This is a genomic window from Streptomyces spiroverticillatus (assembly GCA_014650415.1).
Classification (GTDB): Bacteria; Actinomycetota; Actinomycetes; order Streptomycetales; family Streptomycetaceae; genus Streptomyces; species Streptomyces spiroverticillatus.
In genome coordinates, this window is the sequence record BMUX01000015.1 from 81979 (window position 1) to 99517 (window position 17539).

General features: G+C 68.7%; 18 protein-coding genes. 17 read left to right on the plus strand and 1 reads right to left on the minus strand.

The genetic code is table 11. The features are described 5' to 3' along the window. The first annotated feature begins 174 nt into the window (after window positions 1-174). The 17 genes from rpmE to IE269_RS31750 all read left to right on the plus strand — a co-directional run bounded on the left by rpmE (window position 175) and on the right by IE269_RS31750 (window position 15405). Complete coding sequence (gene rpmE, locus IE269_RS31670) at window positions 175-396, plus strand: 50S ribosomal protein L31 (protein WP_189826677.1); 222 nt, start codon at window positions 175-177, stop codon at window positions 394-396. Between the two features lie 119 nt (window positions 397-515). Next, window positions 516-1595, plus strand: coding sequence for a peptide chain release factor 1 (gene prfA / locus IE269_RS31675; RefSeq protein WP_189826678.1), 1080 nt, complete (start codon window positions 516-518; stop codon window positions 1593-1595). A 49-nt stretch (window positions 1596-1644) separates the two neighbouring features. After that, window positions 1645-2490: a peptide chain release factor N(5)-glutamine methyltransferase gene (prmC, locus tag IE269_RS31680; RefSeq protein ID WP_189826679.1), complete on the plus strand. Its 846-nt coding sequence runs from the start codon at window positions 1645-1647 to the stop codon at window positions 2488-2490. A 62-nt stretch (window positions 2491-2552) separates the two neighbouring features. Continuing rightward, on the plus strand, window positions 2553-3200 hold the full coding sequence (locus tag IE269_RS31685) for an L-threonylcarbamoyladenylate synthase (protein WP_189826680.1): 648 nt from the start codon (window positions 2553-2555) through the stop codon (window positions 3198-3200). After that, window positions 3197-3844: an arsenate reductase/protein-tyrosine-phosphatase family protein gene (locus tag IE269_RS31690; protein ID WP_189826681.1), complete on the plus strand. Its 648-nt coding sequence runs from the start codon at window positions 3197-3199 to the stop codon at window positions 3842-3844. The genes IE269_RS31685 and IE269_RS31690 overlap by 4 nt, the downstream gene beginning before the upstream one ends. 94 nt (window positions 3845-3938) lie before the next feature. After that, window positions 3939-5234 (plus strand): serine hydroxymethyltransferase, encoded by a 1296-nt coding sequence (locus IE269_RS31695; RefSeq protein WP_189826682.1) that lies wholly within the window; start codon window positions 3939-3941, stop codon window positions 5232-5234. A 129-nt stretch (window positions 5235-5363) separates the two neighbouring features. Beyond that, complete coding sequence (locus IE269_RS31700) at window positions 5364-6695, plus strand: MraY family glycosyltransferase (protein WP_229898387.1); 1332 nt, start codon at window positions 5364-5366, stop codon at window positions 6693-6695. A 279-nt stretch (window positions 6696-6974) separates the two neighbouring features. Beyond that, on the plus strand, window positions 6975-7412 hold the full coding sequence (locus tag IE269_RS31705; RefSeq protein ID WP_189826793.1) for a Cg1360 family ATP-synthase-associated protein: 438 nt from the start codon (window positions 6975-6977) through the stop codon (window positions 7410-7412). Window positions 7413-7640: 228 nt separating this feature from the next. Next, window positions 7641-8450 (plus strand): F0F1 ATP synthase subunit A, encoded by an 810-nt coding sequence (gene atpB, locus IE269_RS31710; protein ID WP_189826684.1) that lies wholly within the window; start codon window positions 7641-7643, stop codon window positions 8448-8450. 105 nt (window positions 8451-8555) lie between these two features. Continuing rightward, a complete protein-coding gene (gene atpE / locus IE269_RS31715; RefSeq protein WP_189826685.1) occupies window positions 8556-8813 on the plus strand; it encodes an ATP synthase F0 subunit C in 258 nt (85 codons plus the stop codon). 42 nt (window positions 8814-8855) lie between these two features. Next, the gene (locus tag IE269_RS31720) at window positions 8856-9398 is read left to right on the plus strand and encodes a F0F1 ATP synthase subunit B (protein ID WP_189826686.1); all 543 of its coding nucleotides are present in this window, start codon (window positions 8856-8858) and stop codon (window positions 9396-9398) included. Further along, entirely contained in the window at window positions 9395-10210 is an 816-nt protein-coding gene (locus IE269_RS31725; protein WP_189826687.1) for a F0F1 ATP synthase subunit delta, read from the plus strand. The genes IE269_RS31720 and IE269_RS31725 overlap by 4 nt, the downstream gene beginning before the upstream one ends. A gap of 133 nt (window positions 10211-10343) precedes the next feature. Further along, window positions 10344-11939, plus strand: a complete 1596-nt coding sequence (gene atpA / locus IE269_RS31730) for a F0F1 ATP synthase subunit alpha (RefSeq protein ID WP_189826688.1) — start codon at window positions 10344-10346, stop codon at window positions 11937-11939. Between the two features lie 20 nt (window positions 11940-11959). Next, entirely contained in the window at window positions 11960-12877 is a 918-nt protein-coding gene (locus IE269_RS31735; RefSeq protein WP_189826689.1) for a F0F1 ATP synthase subunit gamma, read from the plus strand. Then, window positions 12877-14319, plus strand: a complete 1443-nt coding sequence (atpD, locus tag IE269_RS31740) for a F0F1 ATP synthase subunit beta (protein WP_189826690.1) — start codon at window positions 12877-12879, stop codon at window positions 14317-14319. Before IE269_RS31735 ends, atpD begins: the two co-directional genes overlap by 1 nt. A gap of 129 nt (window positions 14320-14448) precedes the next feature. Beyond that, on the plus strand, window positions 14449-14823 hold the full coding sequence (locus tag IE269_RS31745; RefSeq protein ID WP_189826691.1) for a F0F1 ATP synthase subunit epsilon: 375 nt from the start codon (window positions 14449-14451) through the stop codon (window positions 14821-14823). Between the two features lie 135 nt (window positions 14824-14958). Beyond that, window positions 14959-15405, plus strand: a complete 447-nt coding sequence (locus tag IE269_RS31750) for a DUF2550 domain-containing protein (protein ID WP_189826692.1) — start codon at window positions 14959-14961, stop codon at window positions 15403-15405. Window positions 15406-15523: 118 nt separating this feature from the next. Here IE269_RS31750 and IE269_RS31755 read toward each other — a convergent pair whose 3' ends face one another. Beyond that, on the minus strand, window positions 15524-17413 hold the full coding sequence (locus IE269_RS31755; protein ID WP_189826693.1) for a glycosyl hydrolase family 18 protein: 1890 nt from the start codon (window positions 17411-17413) through the stop codon (window positions 15524-15526). Between the last annotated feature and the right edge of the window lie 126 nt (window positions 17414-17539).

The window sequence follows — 17539 nt, forward strand, 5'->3', positions numbered from 1 at the left end:
AAACCGATCCGCCGCCCTGGCGCGGAATACCTCGGGGCCCGTCCCCGTTGAGACCATTGCCTTCGAATTTTGAAGCGGGGGCCAGCCCTGGCAGACTGGTCCGTCGGCCCCGGTTCACGTACCCGCAAATCCGCGGATGCGACCCGGTGCCCTCCCGAAACTCTAGGAGTCACCTTGAAGCGCGATGTTCACCCCGAGTACGTCGAGACCCAGGTCAGCTGCACCTGTGGCGCGTCGTTCACCACCCGTAGCACCCTGACCGAGGGCACCATCCGTGCCGAGGTCTGCTCCGAGTGCCACCCGTTCTACACGGGCAAGCAGAAGATCCTCGACACCGGTGGCCGTGTGGCCCGCTTCGAGGCCCGCTTCGGCAAGGCCGGCTCCGCCGCGAAGTAGCGAGTCATCGCGCCGGTCCTTTACCGCTCCGTACGGGGTGGGGGAGGACCGGCGCTTTGTCGTGACGCAGGCGCACAACTTTCACTACTGAGCGATACAGCGAACCCAGGAGCCCGAAGATGTTCGAGGCGGTCGAGGACCTGATCGGCGAGCACGCCGATCTTGAGAAGAAGCTGGCCGACCCGTCGGTCCACGCCGACCAGGCGAACGCGCGCAAGCTCAACAAGCGCTACGCCGAGCTGACCCCGATCATCGGCACCTACCGGGCCTGGAAGCAGACCGGCGAGGACATCGAGACCGCCCGCGAGCTCATGGCGGACGACCCCGACTTCGCCGCCGAGGTCAAGGACCTGGAGAAGCAGCGCGAGGAGATCACCGAGAAGCTGCGGCTCCTCCTCGTGCCCCGGGACCCCAACGACGACAAGGACGTCATCCTCGAGGTCAAGGCGGGCGCGGGCGGCGACGAGTCCGCCCTGTTCGCCGGCGACCTGCTGCGCATGTACCTGCGCTACGCCGAGCGCGTCGGCTGGAAGACCGAGATCATCGACGCCACCGAGTCCGAGCTGGGCGGCTACAAGGACGTCCAGGTCGCCGTCAAGACCAAGGGCGGCAACGGCGCCACCGAGCCCGGCCAGGGCGTGTGGGCCCGCCTCAAGTACGAGGGCGGCGTGCACCGCGTGCAGCGCGTGCCCTCCACCGAGTCGCAGGGCCGCATCCACACCTCCGCCGCCGGCGTGCTCGTCACGCCCGAGGCCGAGGAGGTCGAGGTCGAGATCAACATGAACGACCTCCGTATCGACGTGTACCGCTCGTCCGGCCCCGGCGGCCAGTCCGTCAACACCACCGACTCCGCGGTGCGCATCACGCACCTGCCGACCGGTGTCGTCGCCTCCTGCCAGAACGAGAAGAGCCAGCTCCAGAACAAGGAGCAGGCCATGCGCATCCTCCGCTCCCGCCTGCTGGCCGCCGCCCAGGAGGCCGCCGAGCGCGAAGCCTCGGACGTACGTCGCAGCCAGGTGCGCACGGTCGACCGCTCCGAGAAGATCCGTACGTACAACTTCCCGGAAAACCGGATCTCCGACCACCGCGTGAACTTCAAGGCGTACAACTTGGACCAGGTCCTCGACGGCGACCTCACCGCCGTCATCCAGGCCCTCGTCGACGCCGACTCCGCGGCCAAGCTCGCCGCCGCGCAGTAAGAGTCCGTACAGCACTCCCACGCTGTCCCTGCAAGGCCGGAGGAACCGGATGAATCTGCTGCTCGCCGAGGTGGCACAGGCCACCCAGCGGCTGGCCGACGCCGGCGTGCCCTCACCGCGCTTCGACGCGGAGGAGCTCGCCTCGTTCGTCCACGGCGTCAAGCGGGGAGAGCTGCACCGGGTCCCCGACAGCGACTTCGACGCCCGCTACTGGGAGGCCATCGCGCGCCGCGAGGCCCGCGAACCGCTCCAGCACATCACCGGACGCGCCTTCTTCCGCTACCTGGAACTCCAGGTCGGACCGGGCGTGTTCGTGCCGCGGCCGGAGACCGAGTCGGTCGTCAGCTGGGCCATAGACGCCGTGCGCGCCATGGACGTCGTCGAGCCGCTCATCATCGACCTGTGCACCGGCTCGGGCGCCATCGCGCTCGCCCTGGCCCAGGAGGTGCCGCGCTCGCGCGTGCACGCCGTGGAGCTGGACGAGGGCGCCCTGAAGTGGACCCGCAAGAACGTCGACGGGTCCCGCGTCGTCCTCCACCACGGTGACGCGCGCACCGCGCTGCCCGAGCTGGACGGCCAGGTCGACCTGGTCATCTCCAACCCGCCGTACATCCCGCTCACCGAGTGGGAGTACGTCGCCCCCGAGGCCCGCGACCACGACCCCGAGATGGCGCTGTTCTCCGGCGAGGACGGCCTCGACCTGATCCGCGGCATCGAGCGCACCGCGCACCGCCTGCTGCGCCCCGGCGGCGTCGTCGTCATCGAGCACGCCGACACCCAGGGCGGCCAGGTCCCGTGGATCTTCACCGAGGAGCGGGGCTGGGCGGACGCCGCCGATCACCCGGACCTCAACAACCGGCCGCGCTTCGCCACCGCCCGCAAGGCGATGCCGTGAGCACCCTGATTCCGTACCGCACCACGTACAGCCAGAAGTTCCTGCCCGAGGGGGTCCGTTAAATGGCACGGCGATACGACTGCAACGACGCGACCGACCGCAAGACCGGTCTGCGCGAAGCCGCCTCGGCCGTGCGCCGCGGCGAGCTGGTCGTCCTGCCCACCGACACCGTGTACGGGATCGGCGCGGACGCCTTCAGCAGCGAGGCCGTCGGCGACCTGCTGGAGGCCAAGGGCCGCGGGCGCAACATGCCCAGCCCCGTGCTGATCGGCTCCCCGAACACCCTGCACGGCCTGGTCACGGACTTCTCCGAGCAGGCCTGGGAGCTCGTCGACGCCTTCTGGCCGGGCGGGCTGACCCTGGTCGCCAAGCACCAGCCGTCCCTCCAGTGGGACCTCGGCGACACCCGCGGCACGGTCGCCATCCGGATGCCACTGCACCCCATCGCCATCGAACTGCTCACCGAGGTCGGCCCGATGGCCGTCTCCTCCGGCAACCTCACCGGCCACCCGTCGCCCGAGACCTGCGACGCCGCCCTGGACATGCTGGGCGACTCCGTCTCGGTCTACCTGGACGGCGGCCCCACCCCCGGCAACCTGCCGTCCTCCATCGTGGACGTGACCGGCCCGGTGCCGGTGCTGCTGCGCGCCGGAGTGCTCAGTGCGGAGGAGCTCCGCAAGGTCGTGCCCGATCTTGAGGTGGCGAGTTGACCGCCCTTGACGGGCGTGGCACAGCAGAAGGCATATCGGGGACCACCTTCCGTATCCTCCACGTCAGCACCGGCAACGTGTGCCGCTCGCCGATCACCGAGCGGCTGACCCGGCATGCCCTGGTCGAGCGCCTCGGCGACCCGTCGTACGGCGGTCTCGTGGTGGAGAGCGCCGGCACCTGGGGGCACGAGGGTGCGCCCATGGAGGCCAACGCCGCGGCCGTCCTCGCGGACTTCGGGGCGGACGCCTCCGGCTTCACCGGGCGCGAGCTGCTGGACGAGCACGTCATCCGGGCCGACCTCGTGCTGACCGCGACCCGGGACCACCGGGCGCAGGTCATCTCGATGGGGCACTCGGCGGGGCTGCGCACCTTCACCCTGAAGGAGTTCAACCGGCTGGTGCGGGCCATAGACCCGCTGACCCTGCCCGATCCGGTGGAGTACGGGGTCGTGGAGCGGGCCCGTGCGCTGGTGCGTGCGGCGGCCGCCCTGCGCGGCTGGCTGCTGGCCCCCAGCGAAGAGGCGGACGAGGTGTACGACCCGTACGGGGCGCCGATCACCTTCTTCCGCTCCATCGGCGAGGAGATCCAGCTCGCCCTGGACCCGGTCGTCACCGCCCTGACGGGCATTCCGGGCAAGGACTGACTCCGGCAGAACTACGCCGGGCGCCATCCGCGTACCGGGCCTACATTGGGGGACACGCCCCTCAGGTCCCCTCACCGCAGGCCCGGAGCCCGAGATGCCCGTCGTCGACGTGCCACCGACCGCCCCCTCGCACAGGGGCGCCGACTTCGACGCCCTGGAGCGGCTCGATCCGGAGATCGCCGAGGTCGTACGGGCCGAGACCCGGCGGGAGGCGGACGGGCTCCAGCTCGTGGCCGCCGAGAACTTCACCTCGCCCGCCGTGCTGGCCGCCCTCGGCTCCGTCCTCGCCAACAAGTACGCGGAGGGCTATCCCGGCGCCCGGCACCACGGCGGCTGCGAGGTCGTCGACACCGCCGAGCGCATCGCCGTGGACCGGGCGAAGGGGCTGTTCGGCGCCGCACACGCCAATGTGCAGCCCCATTCCGGGTCGGCGGCGGTTCTGGCCGCCTACGCCGCCCTGCTCAAGCCGGGGGACACCCTGCTGGCCATGGGGCTGCCGTCCGGCGGCCACCTGACGCACGGGTCGCCGGGCAACTTCTCCGGGCGGTGGTTCGACGTCGTCGGGTACGGGGTCGACGCCGAAACCGGGCTCATCGACCACGGGCAGGTGCGGGAGCTGGCGCGCAGCCACCGGCCGAGGGCGATCGTCGTCGGCTCGATCTCGTACCCCAGACATCCCGACTACGCGGCCTTCCGGGAGATCGCCGACGACGTGGGTGCCTACCTCGTGGCGGACGCGGCGCATCCGATCGGGCTGGTGGCCGGGGGAGCGGCGCCCAATCCCGTTCCGTACGCCGACGTCGTGTGTGCGACGACGCACAAGGTGCTGCGCGGGCCGCGCGGCGGAATGCTGCTGTGCGGGCAGGAGCTGGCGGAGCGGATCGACCGGGCGGTGTTCCCGTTCACCCAGGGCGGTGCGCAGATGCACACGATCGCGGCGAAGGCGGTCGCGTTCGGGGAGGCGGCGCGGCCGGCCTTCACCACGTACGCCCATCAGGTGGTTTCCAACGCACGGGTGCTGGGCGAGGGGCTGGCGGCGGAGGGCTTCGCGCTGACCACCGGCGGCACGGACACCCACCTGCTCACCGTCGACCCGGCGCCGCTGGGGCTCGACGGCCGGGAGGCCAGGGAGCGGCTGGCGGCGGCGGGGATCGTGCTCGACACGTGTGCTTTGCCACGCGGCGGAGCCGCCGAGTGTCACAGTCGGGAGGGGCGTGGGCTGCGGCTGGGCACGGCGGCCGTGACCACGCAGGGCATGGGCGAGGCGGAGATGGCGCGCGTGGCCGCGCTGTTCGCGCTCGCCCTGAGGGGGGAGCGGAATGCCGCGACAGAGGTGCGCGAGCTGGCGAGGCGGTTCCCGCCGTACCCGGATGCCCCGTATCGAGGGTGAAACCGTTCGTCCTTACCGGGGACGTACGGGCGGTCTGCAACCGTCCGAGCCACCCGAGTGTCCTCAACCCCGTGGCCGCGAAGCTAGGGTGTGGGGCTGAGATGGCCAGCGATAACTGTGGGGCAGCCCGTGCGTGAATATCTGTTGACGCTCTGCGTCACTGCCGCGGTGACCTATCTGCTGACGGGCCCGGTGCGGAAGTTCGCCATCGCGTCCGGAGCGATGCCGGAGATCCGCGCCCGTGACGTCCACCGGGAGCCGACGCCGCGGCTCGGCGGGATCGCCATGTTCGGCGGTCTGTGCGCGGGTCTGCTGGTGGCGGACCACCTGGAGAGCCTCAACGGCGTCTTCGACCTGTCCAACGAGCCACGGGCGCTGCTGTCCGGGGCCGCGGTGATCTGGCTGATCGGCGTCCTGGACGACAAGTTCGAGATCGACGCGCTGATCAAGCTGGGCGGGCAGTTCATCGCCGCCGGCGTGATGGTCATGCAGGGGCTGACCGTGCTCTACCTGCCGGTCCCCGGCGTCGGAACGGTCTCGCTGACGCCCTGGCAGGGCAATCTGCTCACCGTCGCGCTGGTCGTCATCACCATCAACGCGGTGAACTTCGTCGACGGGCTCGACGGCCTCGCGGCGGGCATGGTGTGCATCGCCGCCACCGCGTTCTTCCTGTACGCCTACCGGATGTGGTTCCGGTACGGCATCGAGGAGGCGGCCCCCGCGACGCTGTTCGCGGCGATCCTGATCGGCATGTGCGTGGGCTTCCTGCCGCACAACATGCATCCGGCGCGCATCTTCATGGGCGACTCCGGGTCGATGCTCATCGGCCTGGTGCTCGCGGCCGGCGCGATCTCGGTCACCGGGCAGGTGGACCCGGACGCGCTGAAGCTCTTCGTCGGCAGTGAGCGGGCGGCGACGCACGCGATGCTGCCGGTGTTCATCCCGCTGCTGCTGCCGCTGACGATCATCGCGATCCCGTTCGCGGACCTGATGCTGGCGATCGTGCGCCGGACCTGGCAGGGCAAGTCGCCGTTCGCGGCGGACCGGGGACACCTGCACCACCGGCTCCTGGAGATCGGGCACTCGCACAGCAGGGCGGTGCTGATCATGTACTTCTGGTCGGCGCTGATCGCGTTCGGCATGGTCGCCTACTCGGTGCACTCGGCCAGCATGTGGATCGTCCTGGTGATCGTCGGGCTCAGCGCGCTGGGTCTCGTACTGCTGCTGCTGCCGCGCTTCACCCCGCGTGCTCCGCGGTGGATGGAGGCGTTCGTACCGCCCCGCTACCGGCGCAGCAGGACCCAGGTGGTCGCGTCGTCCGCGGCGGGCTCCGCAGGGGCTCAGGAGGCCGCTGGGACGACGTACGAACAGGGCGACGAAAGCGACGAAGGGGACCGCTCGCCGGTGGCGGCGGGCGTCAACGGGGCGACCGCGGTGGGCCCCCGATCGCGTTTCAACTGAGTTTTCCGCGTTGACGATTGCCTCAGCGAAGCCCATTACCAGACAAAGCGACGGCGCACACTGCACACACGGGCGCTGTCACTCTCATGTGTGACAGCAACCACACTTTCCGGGTAAAGACTGCATCAAATAGTTTGTGATACGGTTCACGAGACCCGGCGACAGAGTCGATGGACCACGGTGCGATGGTCCAACGGCCCGAGGACCCATCTCGATCCGGGCTTACGCTCGTCCATGACGACACCCACTGCCCCCACCAAGCAAAGCGGAGCTGCCGCCATGCCGTCCAACGACGCCCGGACACTCCTTCGAACTGCCGTACCTTCCGCTGCCGTCGGCGCTGTCGCCGTCCTGGTCAGCGCGTTGGTCGGCGGCGGCGAAGGTGCGCTCGGGGCACTCGTGGGCGCTGCGGTGTCGCTCGTTTTCATGGGGGGTGGGCTGGTGGCACTCCAGCGCACCGCGAAGCGTCTTCCGCAGCTCTTCCAGGCCATGGGGCTTCTGCTCTATGTGCTCCAACTGCTGCTGCTGTTCGTCTTCCTGGCAGTGTTCAAGGGCACAGAGCTGTTCGACTTCAAGGCGTTCGGTTTCACACTGCTCGCCGTCACCCTCGTGTGGGTCGCCGCCCAGGCGCGCGCCTACATGAAGGCAAAGATCCTCTACGTCGACCCCGACTCGACCGAGGCCGAGAAGCCTCAGAAGACCGGGTCTTCGACGTGAAGGGTAGGGCCGGGATAAATGGGCGTTCGAGATGCTGCTATCGTCCGGTGCCAACTGCGGCACTGCGGGCGCGGGCATTCGAGCTGACGCCTGTCCCAGCGCGAGGCTCGATGCCGAACCGCCCCGCCCAGCTTTCCAAGACCACCAGTCCAGTGCCGACCCGCGGCTCCCTGCCGCGCCGACACAACGAGGTTGCCGTACCTATGCGCCACGCTGAAGGAGCCCGCGGTGAGTGCTGACACAACGCTTGCCTTTGATGCGAGCTGCCACATTTTCTCCGGATGCGGGTTCCCGGCTCCGGGCCTCCACACCTTCCTGTACAAGCCGATGTTCGAGGTGGCGGGCTTCGAGTTCACGAAGCCGATGCTGCTGGCGCTGCTCAGCACGCTCGTCGTCGTCGTCTTCTTCTGGGCCGCCTTCAACAAGCCGAAGCTGGTGCCCGGCAAGGTCCAGATGATCGGTGAGGCCGGGTACGACTTCGTACGCCGCGGCATCGTGTACGAGATCATCGGCAAGAAGGACGGCGAGAAGTACGTCCCGCTGATGGTGTCGCTGTTCTTCTTCATCTGGATCATGAACATCTGGTCCATCATTCCGGTGGCCCAGTTCCCGGTCCCGTCGCTGATCGCCTTCCCGGCCGGTCTCGCACTGATCGTGTACGTGCTCTGGGTCTCGCTGACCTTCAAGAAGCACGGCTGGACCGGCGGCTGGAAGAACATCACCGGTTACGACAAGTCGCTCGGCTGGGTCCTGCCGCTCGTCGTGGTCATCGAGTTCTTCTCGAACCTGCTGATCCGCCCCTTCACTCACGCGGTGCGACTGTTCGCGAACATGTTCGCCGGTCACCTGCTGATCGTGATGTTCACCCTGGCCTCCTGGTACCTCATGAACGGCATCGGCATCGCCTACGGCACCGTGTCCTTCGTGATGGTCCTGGTGATGACCGTCTTCGAGCTCTTCATCCAGGCCGTCCAGGCTTACGTCTTCGTGCTCCTGGCCTCCAGCTACGTCCAGGGCGCACTCGCCAAGGGCCACTGAGCCAGCACGACCGGGCCGGCGCGCAGCGCGGGCCCCGCCCCCAAGAACCAACAGACGTCCGGTGGCCAACCCCCACCGGTCCGTGAAAGAGAAGGAAGTAACGGCATGTCCGCTGCTCTCGAGCTTGTCAACCTCGCTGCCGGTGCCAAGGAGAACGTCGTCGGCAACGTCGCCTCCATCGGCTACGGCCTCGCTGCGATCGGCCCCGGCGTCGGCGTCGGCATCATCTTCGGTAACGGCACCCAGGCCCTCGCGCGTCAGCCCGAGGCCGCCGGCCTGATCCGCACCAACCAGATCATGGGCTTCGCCTTCTGTGAGGCTCTCGCCCTCATCGGCATCGTCATGGGCTTCGTCTACCAGTAAGCCCGGACCGACAGCCAACTACCTTTCACGGAAGGCACTGATGTGAACGCTCTGTTCCTTGCGGCGGAGGAAGCCCAAAATCCTCTGATCCCGCATCTCGACGAGCTGGTCATCGGTCTGATCGCCTTCGTCATCGTCTTCGGCATCCTCGCCAAGAAGCTCCTCCCGAACATCAACAAGGTTCTGGAAGAGCGCCGCGAGGCCATCGAAGGCGGTATCGAGAAGGCCGATGAGGCCCGGATCGAAGCCGAGAGCGTCCTGGAGCAGTACAAGGCTCAGCTCGCCGAGGCCCGCCACGAGGCCGCGCGCCTGCGCCAGGAGGCGCTGGAGCAGGGCACTGCGCTCAAGGAAGACCTGCGCGCAGAGGGTCAGCGGCAGCGCGAGGAGATCATCGCTGCCGGTCACGCCCAGATCGAGGCCGACCGCAAGCAGGCTGCTCTGACGCTGCGTCAGGACGTGGGCAAGCTCGCCACCGACCTGGCCGGCAAGCTGGTCGGCGAGTCCCTCGAGGACCACGCCCGCCAGAGCCGCACCATCGACCGTTTCCTCAACGAGCTTGAGGAGAAGGCCGAGGCCGCCCGATGAACGGCGCGAGCCGCGAGGCCCTGGGCAACGCCCGGAGCAGCCTCGACGCGCTGACGGACACGCCGTCCGTCGACGCGACGAAGCTGGCCGGCGACCTGGCCGCCGTCACCGCGCTGCTCGACCGTGAGGTCTCGCTGCGCCGGGTCCTGACCGACCCGTCGCAGTCCGGCGAGGCCAAGGCCGAGCTGGCCGGGCGACTGCTCACCGGTCAGGTGGACGGCTCGGCCGTCGACCTGGTCAAGGGCATGGTCCGGTCCCGCTGGTCGCAGTCGCGCGACCTGGTCGACACGGCGGAGGAGCTGGCGAACACCGCCGACCTCACCGCCGCCCAGCAGACCGGGAAGCTCGACAACGTCGAGGACGAACTGTTCCGCTTCGGCCGGATCGTCACCTCGAACGCCGCGCTCCGCTCCGCGCTCACCGACAAGGCGGCCACCACCGCCGCCAAGAGCTCGCTGCTCCGCAGCCTGCTCGGGGGTCGGGCCGAGCAGGTCACCGAGCGTCTGGTCGTCCGTCTTGTGACCCAGCCCCGTGGACGTAGCCTGGAAGCGGGACTCGAGTCCCTCTCCAAGCTGGCCGCGGAGCGCCGCAACCGGATGGTCGCGGAGGTCACCTCCGCGGTGCCCCTCACCGACCAGCAGAAGCAGCGCCTCGGCGCGGCCCTCGCGAAGATCTACGGTCGCGAGATGCACCTGAACCTCGACGTGGACCCCTCGGTCCTCGGCGGCATCCAGGTCCGCGTCGGCGACGAGTTCATCAACGGGACGGTCGCGGAGCGCCTCGACGAGGTCTCCCGGCGCATGGCCGGCTGACGCAGGCCGGCCCCGTATTACGTACGCAGCACCACGCATTGCCAGCGGCCCGGTTGGGCCGCAGAGGATTCCTGGGGGCCGACCCCAGACCCCTAGAAAACTTCGGGCCCAACAAGGAGAGCAGGGAACCCAGATGGCGGAGCTCACGATCCGGCCGGAGGAGATCCGGGACGCACTGGAGAACTTCGTCCAGTCGTACAAGCCGGACGCGGCCTCGCGCGAGGAGGTCGGAACTGTCAGCGTTGCCGGCGACGGCATCGCGAAGGTCGAGGGTCTTCCCTCGGCCATGGCGAACGAGCTGCTGAAGTTCGAGGACGGAACCCTCGGTCTCGCCCTCAACCTCGAAGAGCGCGAGATCGGTGCGATCGTCCTCGGCGAGTTCAGCGGAATCGAGGAGGGCCAGCCGGTGCAGCGCACCGGTGAGGTGCTCTCCGTCGGCGTCGGCGAGGGCTACCTCGGCCGCGTCGTCGACCCGCTCGGCAACCCGATCGACGGCCTCGGCGAGATCGAGACCGAGGGCCGCCGCGCCCTGGAGCTTCAGGCTCCGGGCGTCATGGTCCGCAAGTCCGTGCACGAGCCGATGCAGACCGGCTACAAGGCCGTCGACTCGATGGTGCCGATCGGCCGCGGTCAGCGTCAGCTGATCATCGGCGACCGCCAGACCGGCAAGACCGCGCTGGCCGTCGACACGATCATCAACCAGCGTGACAACTGGCGCTCGGGCGACCCGAAGAAGCAGGTCCGCTGCATCTACGTCGCCATCGGTCAGAAGGGCTCCACCATCGCCTCCGTGCGTGGTGCGCTCCAGGAGGCCGGCGCGCTGGAGTACACGACGATCGTCGCCGCCCCCGCGTCCGACCCGGCCGGCTTCAAGTACCTGGCGCCGTACACCGGTTCGGCCATCGGCCAGCACTGGATGTACGACGGCAAGCACGTCCTCATCATCTTCGACGACCTGTCGAAGCAGGCCGACGCCTACCGCGCCGTGTCGCTGCTGCTGCGCCGTCCGCCGGGCCGTGAGGCCTACCCTGGCGACGTCTTCTACCTGCACTCGCGTCTCCTTGAGCGTTGCGCGAAGCTGTCGGACGAGATGGGCGCCGGCTCGATGACGGGTCTGCCGATCGTCGAGACCAAGGCGAACGACGTGTCGGCGTTCATCCCGACCAACGTCATCTCCATCACCGACGGCCAGTGCTTCCTGGAGTCGGACCTCTTCAACGCCAACCAGCGTCCGGCGCTCAACGTCGGTATCTCGGTCTCGCGTGTCGGTGGTTCCGCCCAGCACAAGGCGATGCGTCAGGTCTCCGGCCGACTGCGTCTGGACCTCGCCCAGTACCGCGAGCTGGAGGCGTTCGCCGCCTTCGGTTCCGACCTGGACGCGGCCTCCAAGGCGTCGCTGGAGCGCGGCAAGCGCCTGGTCGAGCTGCTGAAGCAGGGCCAGTACCAGCCGATGCCCGTCGAGGAGCAGGTCGTCTCCGTCTGGGCCGGCACCACCGGCAAGATGGACGAGGTTCCGGTGGGCGACATTCGTCGCTTCGAGAGCGAGCTGCTGGACTACCTGCGCCGCGAGCGCAAGGAGCTCCTCACCTCGATCGCCGAGGGCGCGAAGATGTCCGACGACACGCTTCAGTCCATCGCCGAGGCGATCACCACGTTCAAGGGGCGGTTCGAGACTTCGGACGGCAAGTCCCTGGGCGAGGACGCACCGGCCGTCAACGTCTCCAAGTGACGACGGAAGGGACCTGACTCATGGGAGCGCAGCTCCGGGTCTACAAGCGTCGCATCCGATCCGTCACCGCGACCAAGAAGATCACCAAGGCGATGGAGATGATCGCCGCCTCTCGCATCGTCAAGGCTCAGCGCCAGGTCGCGGCTTCCACGCCGTACGCCAGCGAGCTGAACCGTGCGGTGACGGCGGTGGCGACCGGCTCCAACACCAAGCACCCGCTGACCACCGAGGCCGAGGCCCCGGCCCGCGCCGCGGTCCTGCTCATCACGAGCGACCGCGGTCTGGCCGGCGGCTACTCCTCCAACGCCATCAAGGCCGCGGAGAAGCTCACCGAGCGGCTGCGCGGCGAGGGCAAGGAGGTCGACACGTACATCGTCGGCCGCAAGGGCGTCGCCTACTACGGGTTCCGTGAGCGCAAGGTCGCGGACTCGTGGACCGGCTTCACCGACAGCCCGACCTACGCGGACGCCAAGCGTGTGGCCGGCCCCCTCATCGAGGCCGTCACCGCCGAGACGGCCGCGGGCGGTGTCGACGAACTGCACATCGTCTTCACGGAATTCGTGTCGATGATGACGCAGAACCCGGTCGACAACCGGATGCTGCCGCTCTCGCTCGACAAGGTGCAGGAGGAAGAGAGCAAGAAGGACGAGATCCTTCCGCTCTTCGACTTCGAGCCGTCGGCGGAGGACGTCCTCGACGCCCTGCTGCCGCGCTACGTCGAGAGCCGCATCTACAACGCACTGCTGCAGGCCGCCGCTTCCGAGCACGCCGCCCGCCGCCGTGCGATGAAGGCGGCGACCGACAACGCCGGGGAGCTCATCAAGAGCCTCTCCCGGCTTGCCAACGCGGCCCGCCAGGCCGAAATCACCCAGGAAATCAGCGAGATCGTCGGTGGCGCCAGCGCCCTGGCCGACGCGAACGCGGGGAGTGACAAGTAATGACGACGACAGTTGAGACGGCCGTTGCCACGGGCCGCGTCGCCCGGGTCATCGGCCCGGTCGTCGACGTGGAGTTCCCCGTCGACGCCATGCCGGAGATCTACAACGCCCTCAAGGTCCAGGTCGCAGACCCGGCCGAGGACGGCAAGCTCAAGACGCTGACCCTGGAAGTCGCCCTGCACCTGGGTGACGGCCTGGTCCGTGCGATCTCGATGCAGCCCACCGACGGCCTGGTCCGCCAGGCCCCGGTCACCGACACCGGCGAGGGCATCACCGTCCCCGTCGGCGAGATGACCAAGGGCAAGGTGTTCAACACCCTCGGCGAGATCCTGAACAAGCCGGAGGCCAACGCCGAGGTGACCGAGCGGTGGCCCATCCACCGCAAGGCCCCGTCGTTCGACCAGCTCGAGTCGAAGACCGAGATGTTCGAGACCGGCATCAAGGTCATCGACCTCCTCACCCCGTACGTCAAGGGTGGAAAGATCGGTCTGTTCGGTGGTGCCGGTGTCGGCAAGACCGTTCTGATCCAGGAAATGATCTACCGCGTGGCCAACAACCACGACGGTGTGTCGGTGTTCGCCGGTGTCGGTGAGCGCACCCGTGAGGGCAACGACCTCATCGAGGAAATGGCCGACTCGGGCGTCATCGACAAGACGGCGCTTGTCTTCGGCCAGATGGACGAGCCGCCGGGGACGCGTCTGCGCGTGGCCCTGTCCGGTCTGACCATGGCGGAGTACTTCCGCGATGTGCAGAAGCAGGACGTGCTCTTCTTCATCGACAACATCTTCCGCTACACGCAGGCGGGTTCCGAGGTCTCCACGCTCCTCGGCCGCATGCCGTCCGCGGTGGGTTACCAGCCGAACCTGGCCGACGAGATGGGTCTCCTCCAGGAGCGCATCACCTCGACCCGTGGTCACTCGATCACCTCGATGCAGGCGATCTACGTCCCCGCGGACGACCTGACCGACCCGGCGCCGGCCACCACCTTCGCCCACCTGGACGCGACGACCGTTCTGTCGCGTCCGATCTCGGAGAAGGGCATCTACCCCGCGGTGGACCCGCTCGACTCCACGTCGCGCATCCTGGACCCCCGCTACATCGCGGCGGACCACTACGCGACCGCGATGCGCGTCAAGGCGATCCTGCAGAAGTACAAGGACCTCCAGGACATCATCGCGATCCTCGGTATCGACGAGCTGGGCGAAGAGGACAAGCTGGTCGTCCACCGCGCCCGTCGTGTCGAGCGCTTCCTGTCGCAGAACACCCACGTCGCCAAGCAGTTCACCGGCGTGGACGGTTCGGACGTTCCGCTCGACGAGTCGATCACCGCGTTCAACGCGATCTGCGACGGCGACTACGACCACTTCCCCGAGCAGGCGTTCTTCCTGTGCGGTGGCATTGAGGACCTCAAGGCCAACGCCAAGGAGCTCGGCGTCAGCTGACGCCAAGCCCCCAGCAGTTCCGTACGCGTGAGAGGGGCGGGCCCGCCCCGCCCCTCTCTCCGTACACCCCCTAGACTTTGACCCAACACCCGGCGGACCTCTGCCGGGTGGTGACCCGAGGAGCCACCCTTGGCTGCTGAGCTGCACGTCGAGCTGGTCGCTGCGGACCGCAACGTCTGGTCCGGCGAGGCCACCCTGGTCGTCGCGCGCACCACGTCCGGCGACATCGGCGTCATGCCCGGTCACCAGCCGCTTCTGGGTGTGCTGGAATCGGGCCCGGTGACCATCCGTACGAGCGAGGGCGGCACCGTCGTCGCCGCCGTCCACGGTGGATTCATCTCGTTCGCCGACAACAAGCTGTCGCTGCTCGCGGAGATCGCGGAGCTGGCCGACGAGATCGACTCCGCGCGTGCGGAGCGGGCGCTGGAGCGCGCGAAGGAGGCGGACGACGCCGCCGCCGAGCGTCGCGCCGACGTCCGTCTGCGTGCGGTGGCGGGACACTGAGTCCTGCCTCACGGCGCGAGATTTGCCCTCAGCCGCGGCTCGTACTGGATACTTCCAGGACGGGTCGCGGCTGACGCGATGTGTGTGAAGTTCTTTTCCGTAGCGGTACTGGATGAGGCGAGGAGGTCGTAGGAGATGATCCTCGCTCTGCTTGTGTGCGGCTCTGTCGTCCTGCTGGTGCTGGTGGGACTGTTCGTCTTCGGGCTGCGCCGGAGGCTGATCCAGCGCTCCGGCGGCACCTTCGACTGCTCGCTGCGCTGGGACACCCCCGAGGAGACGGACACCTCCGGCAAGGGCTGGGTGTACGGCGTGGCCCGCTACAGCGGCGACCGGATCGCCTGGTTCCGGGTCTTCTCGTACGCTCCCAAGCCCCGCCGCGTCCTGGAGCGCTCGGCCATCGAGGTCGTGACGCGACGCTCGCCGGAGGGCGAGGAGGAGCTGGCGCTGCTGTCCGACGCGCACATCCTGGGCTGTGTCCACCGGGGTACGCGGCTTGAGCTGGCGATGAGCGAGGACGCGCTCACCGGCTTCCTGGCGTGGCTGGAGGCGGCACCTCCGGGGCAGCGCGTCAACGTGGCGTAGTTCCGGGACGGTCCCCCGTACGGACGAAAGCCGGGGGAGACGGGGAGCGGACCCGTCTCCCCCGGCTTTTCCCATGGGGGGAGTTCTTCGTCGTACGTCTGAGCCGTGCCCTGCGGGGCTACTTCAGGCCGGAGTCGATCGCCGAGACCAGCTCGCCGTTGGCGGTGTCACCGCTGAACTCCCAGAAGAAGGCGCCGCCCAGGCCCTGGCCCTTGGACCAGGCCATCTTGGACTGGATGGTGGCCGGGGTGTCGTAGCTCCACCAGTTGGTGCCGCAGTGCGCGTAGGCGGTGCCGGCGACGGTGCCGTTCGAGGGGCAGCTGTTCTTGAGGACCTTGTAGTCCTCGATGCCCTGCTCGTACGTTCCGGCGGCCGGACCCGTGGCGGTGCCGCCCGGCTCCTTCTGGGTGACGCCGGTCCAGCCGCGGCCGTAGAAGCCGATGCCGAGCAGCAGCTTCTTGGCGGGGACGCCCTTGGCCTTGAGCTTGGCGATGGCGTCGGCGGAGTTGAAGCCCGCCTTCGGGATGCCGGCGTACGAGGTCAGCGGGGAGTGCGGGGCGGTCGGGCCCTTCGCGTCCCAGGCGCCGAAGAAGTCGTACGTCATCACGTTGTACCAGTCGAAGGACTTGGCGGCGGTGCCGTAGTCCGCGAGGTCCAGCTTGCCGCCGTCCGAGCCGTCGGCGGAGATGGCCGCGGTGACCAGGTTGTTCGCACCGAACTTCGTGCGGAGCGCGGAGGCCAGGTTGCCGAGGGCGGCCGGGCCCGAGGAGTCGCAGGTCAGACCGCAGGCGTTCGGGTACTCCCAGTCGATGTCGATGCCGTCGAAGACATCGGCCCAGCGCGGGTCCTCGACCAGCTTGTAGCAGGAGTCGGCGAACGCGGCCGGGTTCTGCGCCGCCTGGCCGAAGCCGCCGGACCAGGTCCAGCCGCCGAACGACCAGATCACCTTGATGTGCGGGTACTTGGCCTTCAGCTTGCGGAGCTGGTTGAAGCTGCCGCGCAGGGGCTGGTCCCAGGTGTCGGCGACGCCGTCGACGGACTGGTCGGCGGTGTACGCCTTGTCGTAGTCGGCGAAGGAGTCGCCGATGGTGCACTTGCCGCCCTGGACGTTGCCGAAGGCGTAGTTGATGTGCGTGATCTTCGCGGCGGAGCCGGACGTCACCAGGTTCTTGACGTGGTAATTGCGGCCGTAGACGCCCCAGTTGGCGAAGTAGCCCAGCTTGACCTGGTCACCGGGCTGCGGGCCGGGGCCGCTGTCGCCGGTGGTCTTCACCGTGACGGAACCGCTCGCCGGTCCGGTCTGGTCGGCGGTGTCGCGGGCCTGGATCGCGTACGAGTAACTCGTGCCCTTGGTGAGGGCGTTGTCGGTGTACGTCAGGCCCGTGACGGTGGCTACCGCCTTGCCGTCGCGCAGGACGTCGTAGTTCTTGACGCCCTTGTCGTCGGTGGCCGCCGTCCAGGTCAGCTTGGCGGAGGTGTCCTTGATGTCGCTGGCGACCGGGGTGCCGGGGGCGGTCGGGGCGGTGTCCCCGGGCTGTGAACCGCCGTCGCAGGAACCGCCGTTGAGCTTGCAGCCCGACGGGTTGCCGGCGCCGGTGCCGTTGAAGCCGAAGGTCACGGAGGCGCCCGGGGAGAGCGTGCCGTTCCAGGAGAGGTTCTTGGCCGTGTAGTGGTTGCCGGAGGACGTGAGCGTGGCGTCCCAGGCGGAGCCCGCCTTGGTCCCGGTGGGGAAGTCCCACTCCACGGTCCAGGAGGACAGGGTGGTGGTGCCGGTGTTCTTGACGGTCCACGAGCCCTCGAAGCCCGTGCCCCAGTCCGACTTCTTCGTGTACGTCGCCGTGGCCGACGGGGCGGCCTCCGCGGGGGCCGCCTGTGCGGGGGAGGCCAGGGCGGTCAGTGCGGCGAGGGGGAGGGCGAGTGCGGTGAGTGTGGCCGCTATCCGTGTTCTGTAGCGGGGTCGTGTGGGGGTTGCTGTACTCAAGGGTTGCTCCCGAGAGAGGTCCGACATGACGGGGGGTGGGACCTGCGCCGCCCGGTGAGCACGCCGAGCCCCGGATGGAGAAGGGGAGGCGGAGCTTGGCGTGCTCACCACACAGTGCGGCGAGCGTGCCAAGGTCTGGACCAATCGTCAAGA

Excerpts from the sequence above, each read along its gene's own strand:
- prfA (WP_189826678.1), top strand. The coding sequence starts at position 516 with ATGTTCGAGGCGGTCGAGGACCTGATCGGCGAGCACGCCGATCTTGAG.
- prmC (WP_189826679.1), top strand. The coding sequence starts at position 1,645 with ATGAATCTGCTGCTCGCCGAGGTGGCACAGGCCACCCAGCGGCTGGCC.
- IE269_RS31685 (WP_189826680.1), top strand. The coding sequence starts at position 2,553 with ATGGCACGGCGATACGACTGCAACGACGCGACCGACCGCAAGACCGGT.
- IE269_RS31695 (WP_189826682.1), top strand. The coding sequence starts at position 3,939 with ATGCCCGTCGTCGACGTGCCACCGACCGCCCCCTCGCACAGGGGCGCC.
- IE269_RS31705 (WP_189826793.1), top strand. The coding sequence starts at position 6,975 with ATGCCGTCCAACGACGCCCGGACACTCCTTCGAACTGCCGTACCTTCC.
- atpE (WP_189826685.1), top strand. The coding sequence starts at position 8,556 with ATGTCCGCTGCTCTCGAGCTTGTCAACCTCGCTGCCGGTGCCAAGGAG.
- IE269_RS31725 (WP_189826687.1), top strand. The coding sequence starts at position 9,395 with ATGAACGGCGCGAGCCGCGAGGCCCTGGGCAACGCCCGGAGCAGCCTC.
- atpA (WP_189826688.1), top strand. The coding sequence starts at position 10,344 with ATGGCGGAGCTCACGATCCGGCCGGAGGAGATCCGGGACGCACTGGAG.
- IE269_RS31735 (WP_189826689.1), top strand. The coding sequence starts at position 11,960 with ATGGGAGCGCAGCTCCGGGTCTACAAGCGTCGCATCCGATCCGTCACC.
- atpD (WP_189826690.1), top strand. The coding sequence starts at position 12,877 with ATGACGACGACAGTTGAGACGGCCGTTGCCACGGGCCGCGTCGCCCGG.
- IE269_RS31750 (WP_189826692.1), top strand. The coding sequence starts at position 14,959 with ATGATCCTCGCTCTGCTTGTGTGCGGCTCTGTCGTCCTGCTGGTGCTG.
- IE269_RS31755 (WP_189826693.1), bottom strand. The coding sequence starts at position 17,413 with ATGTCGGACCTCTCTCGGGAGCAACCCTTGAGTACAGCAACCCCCACA.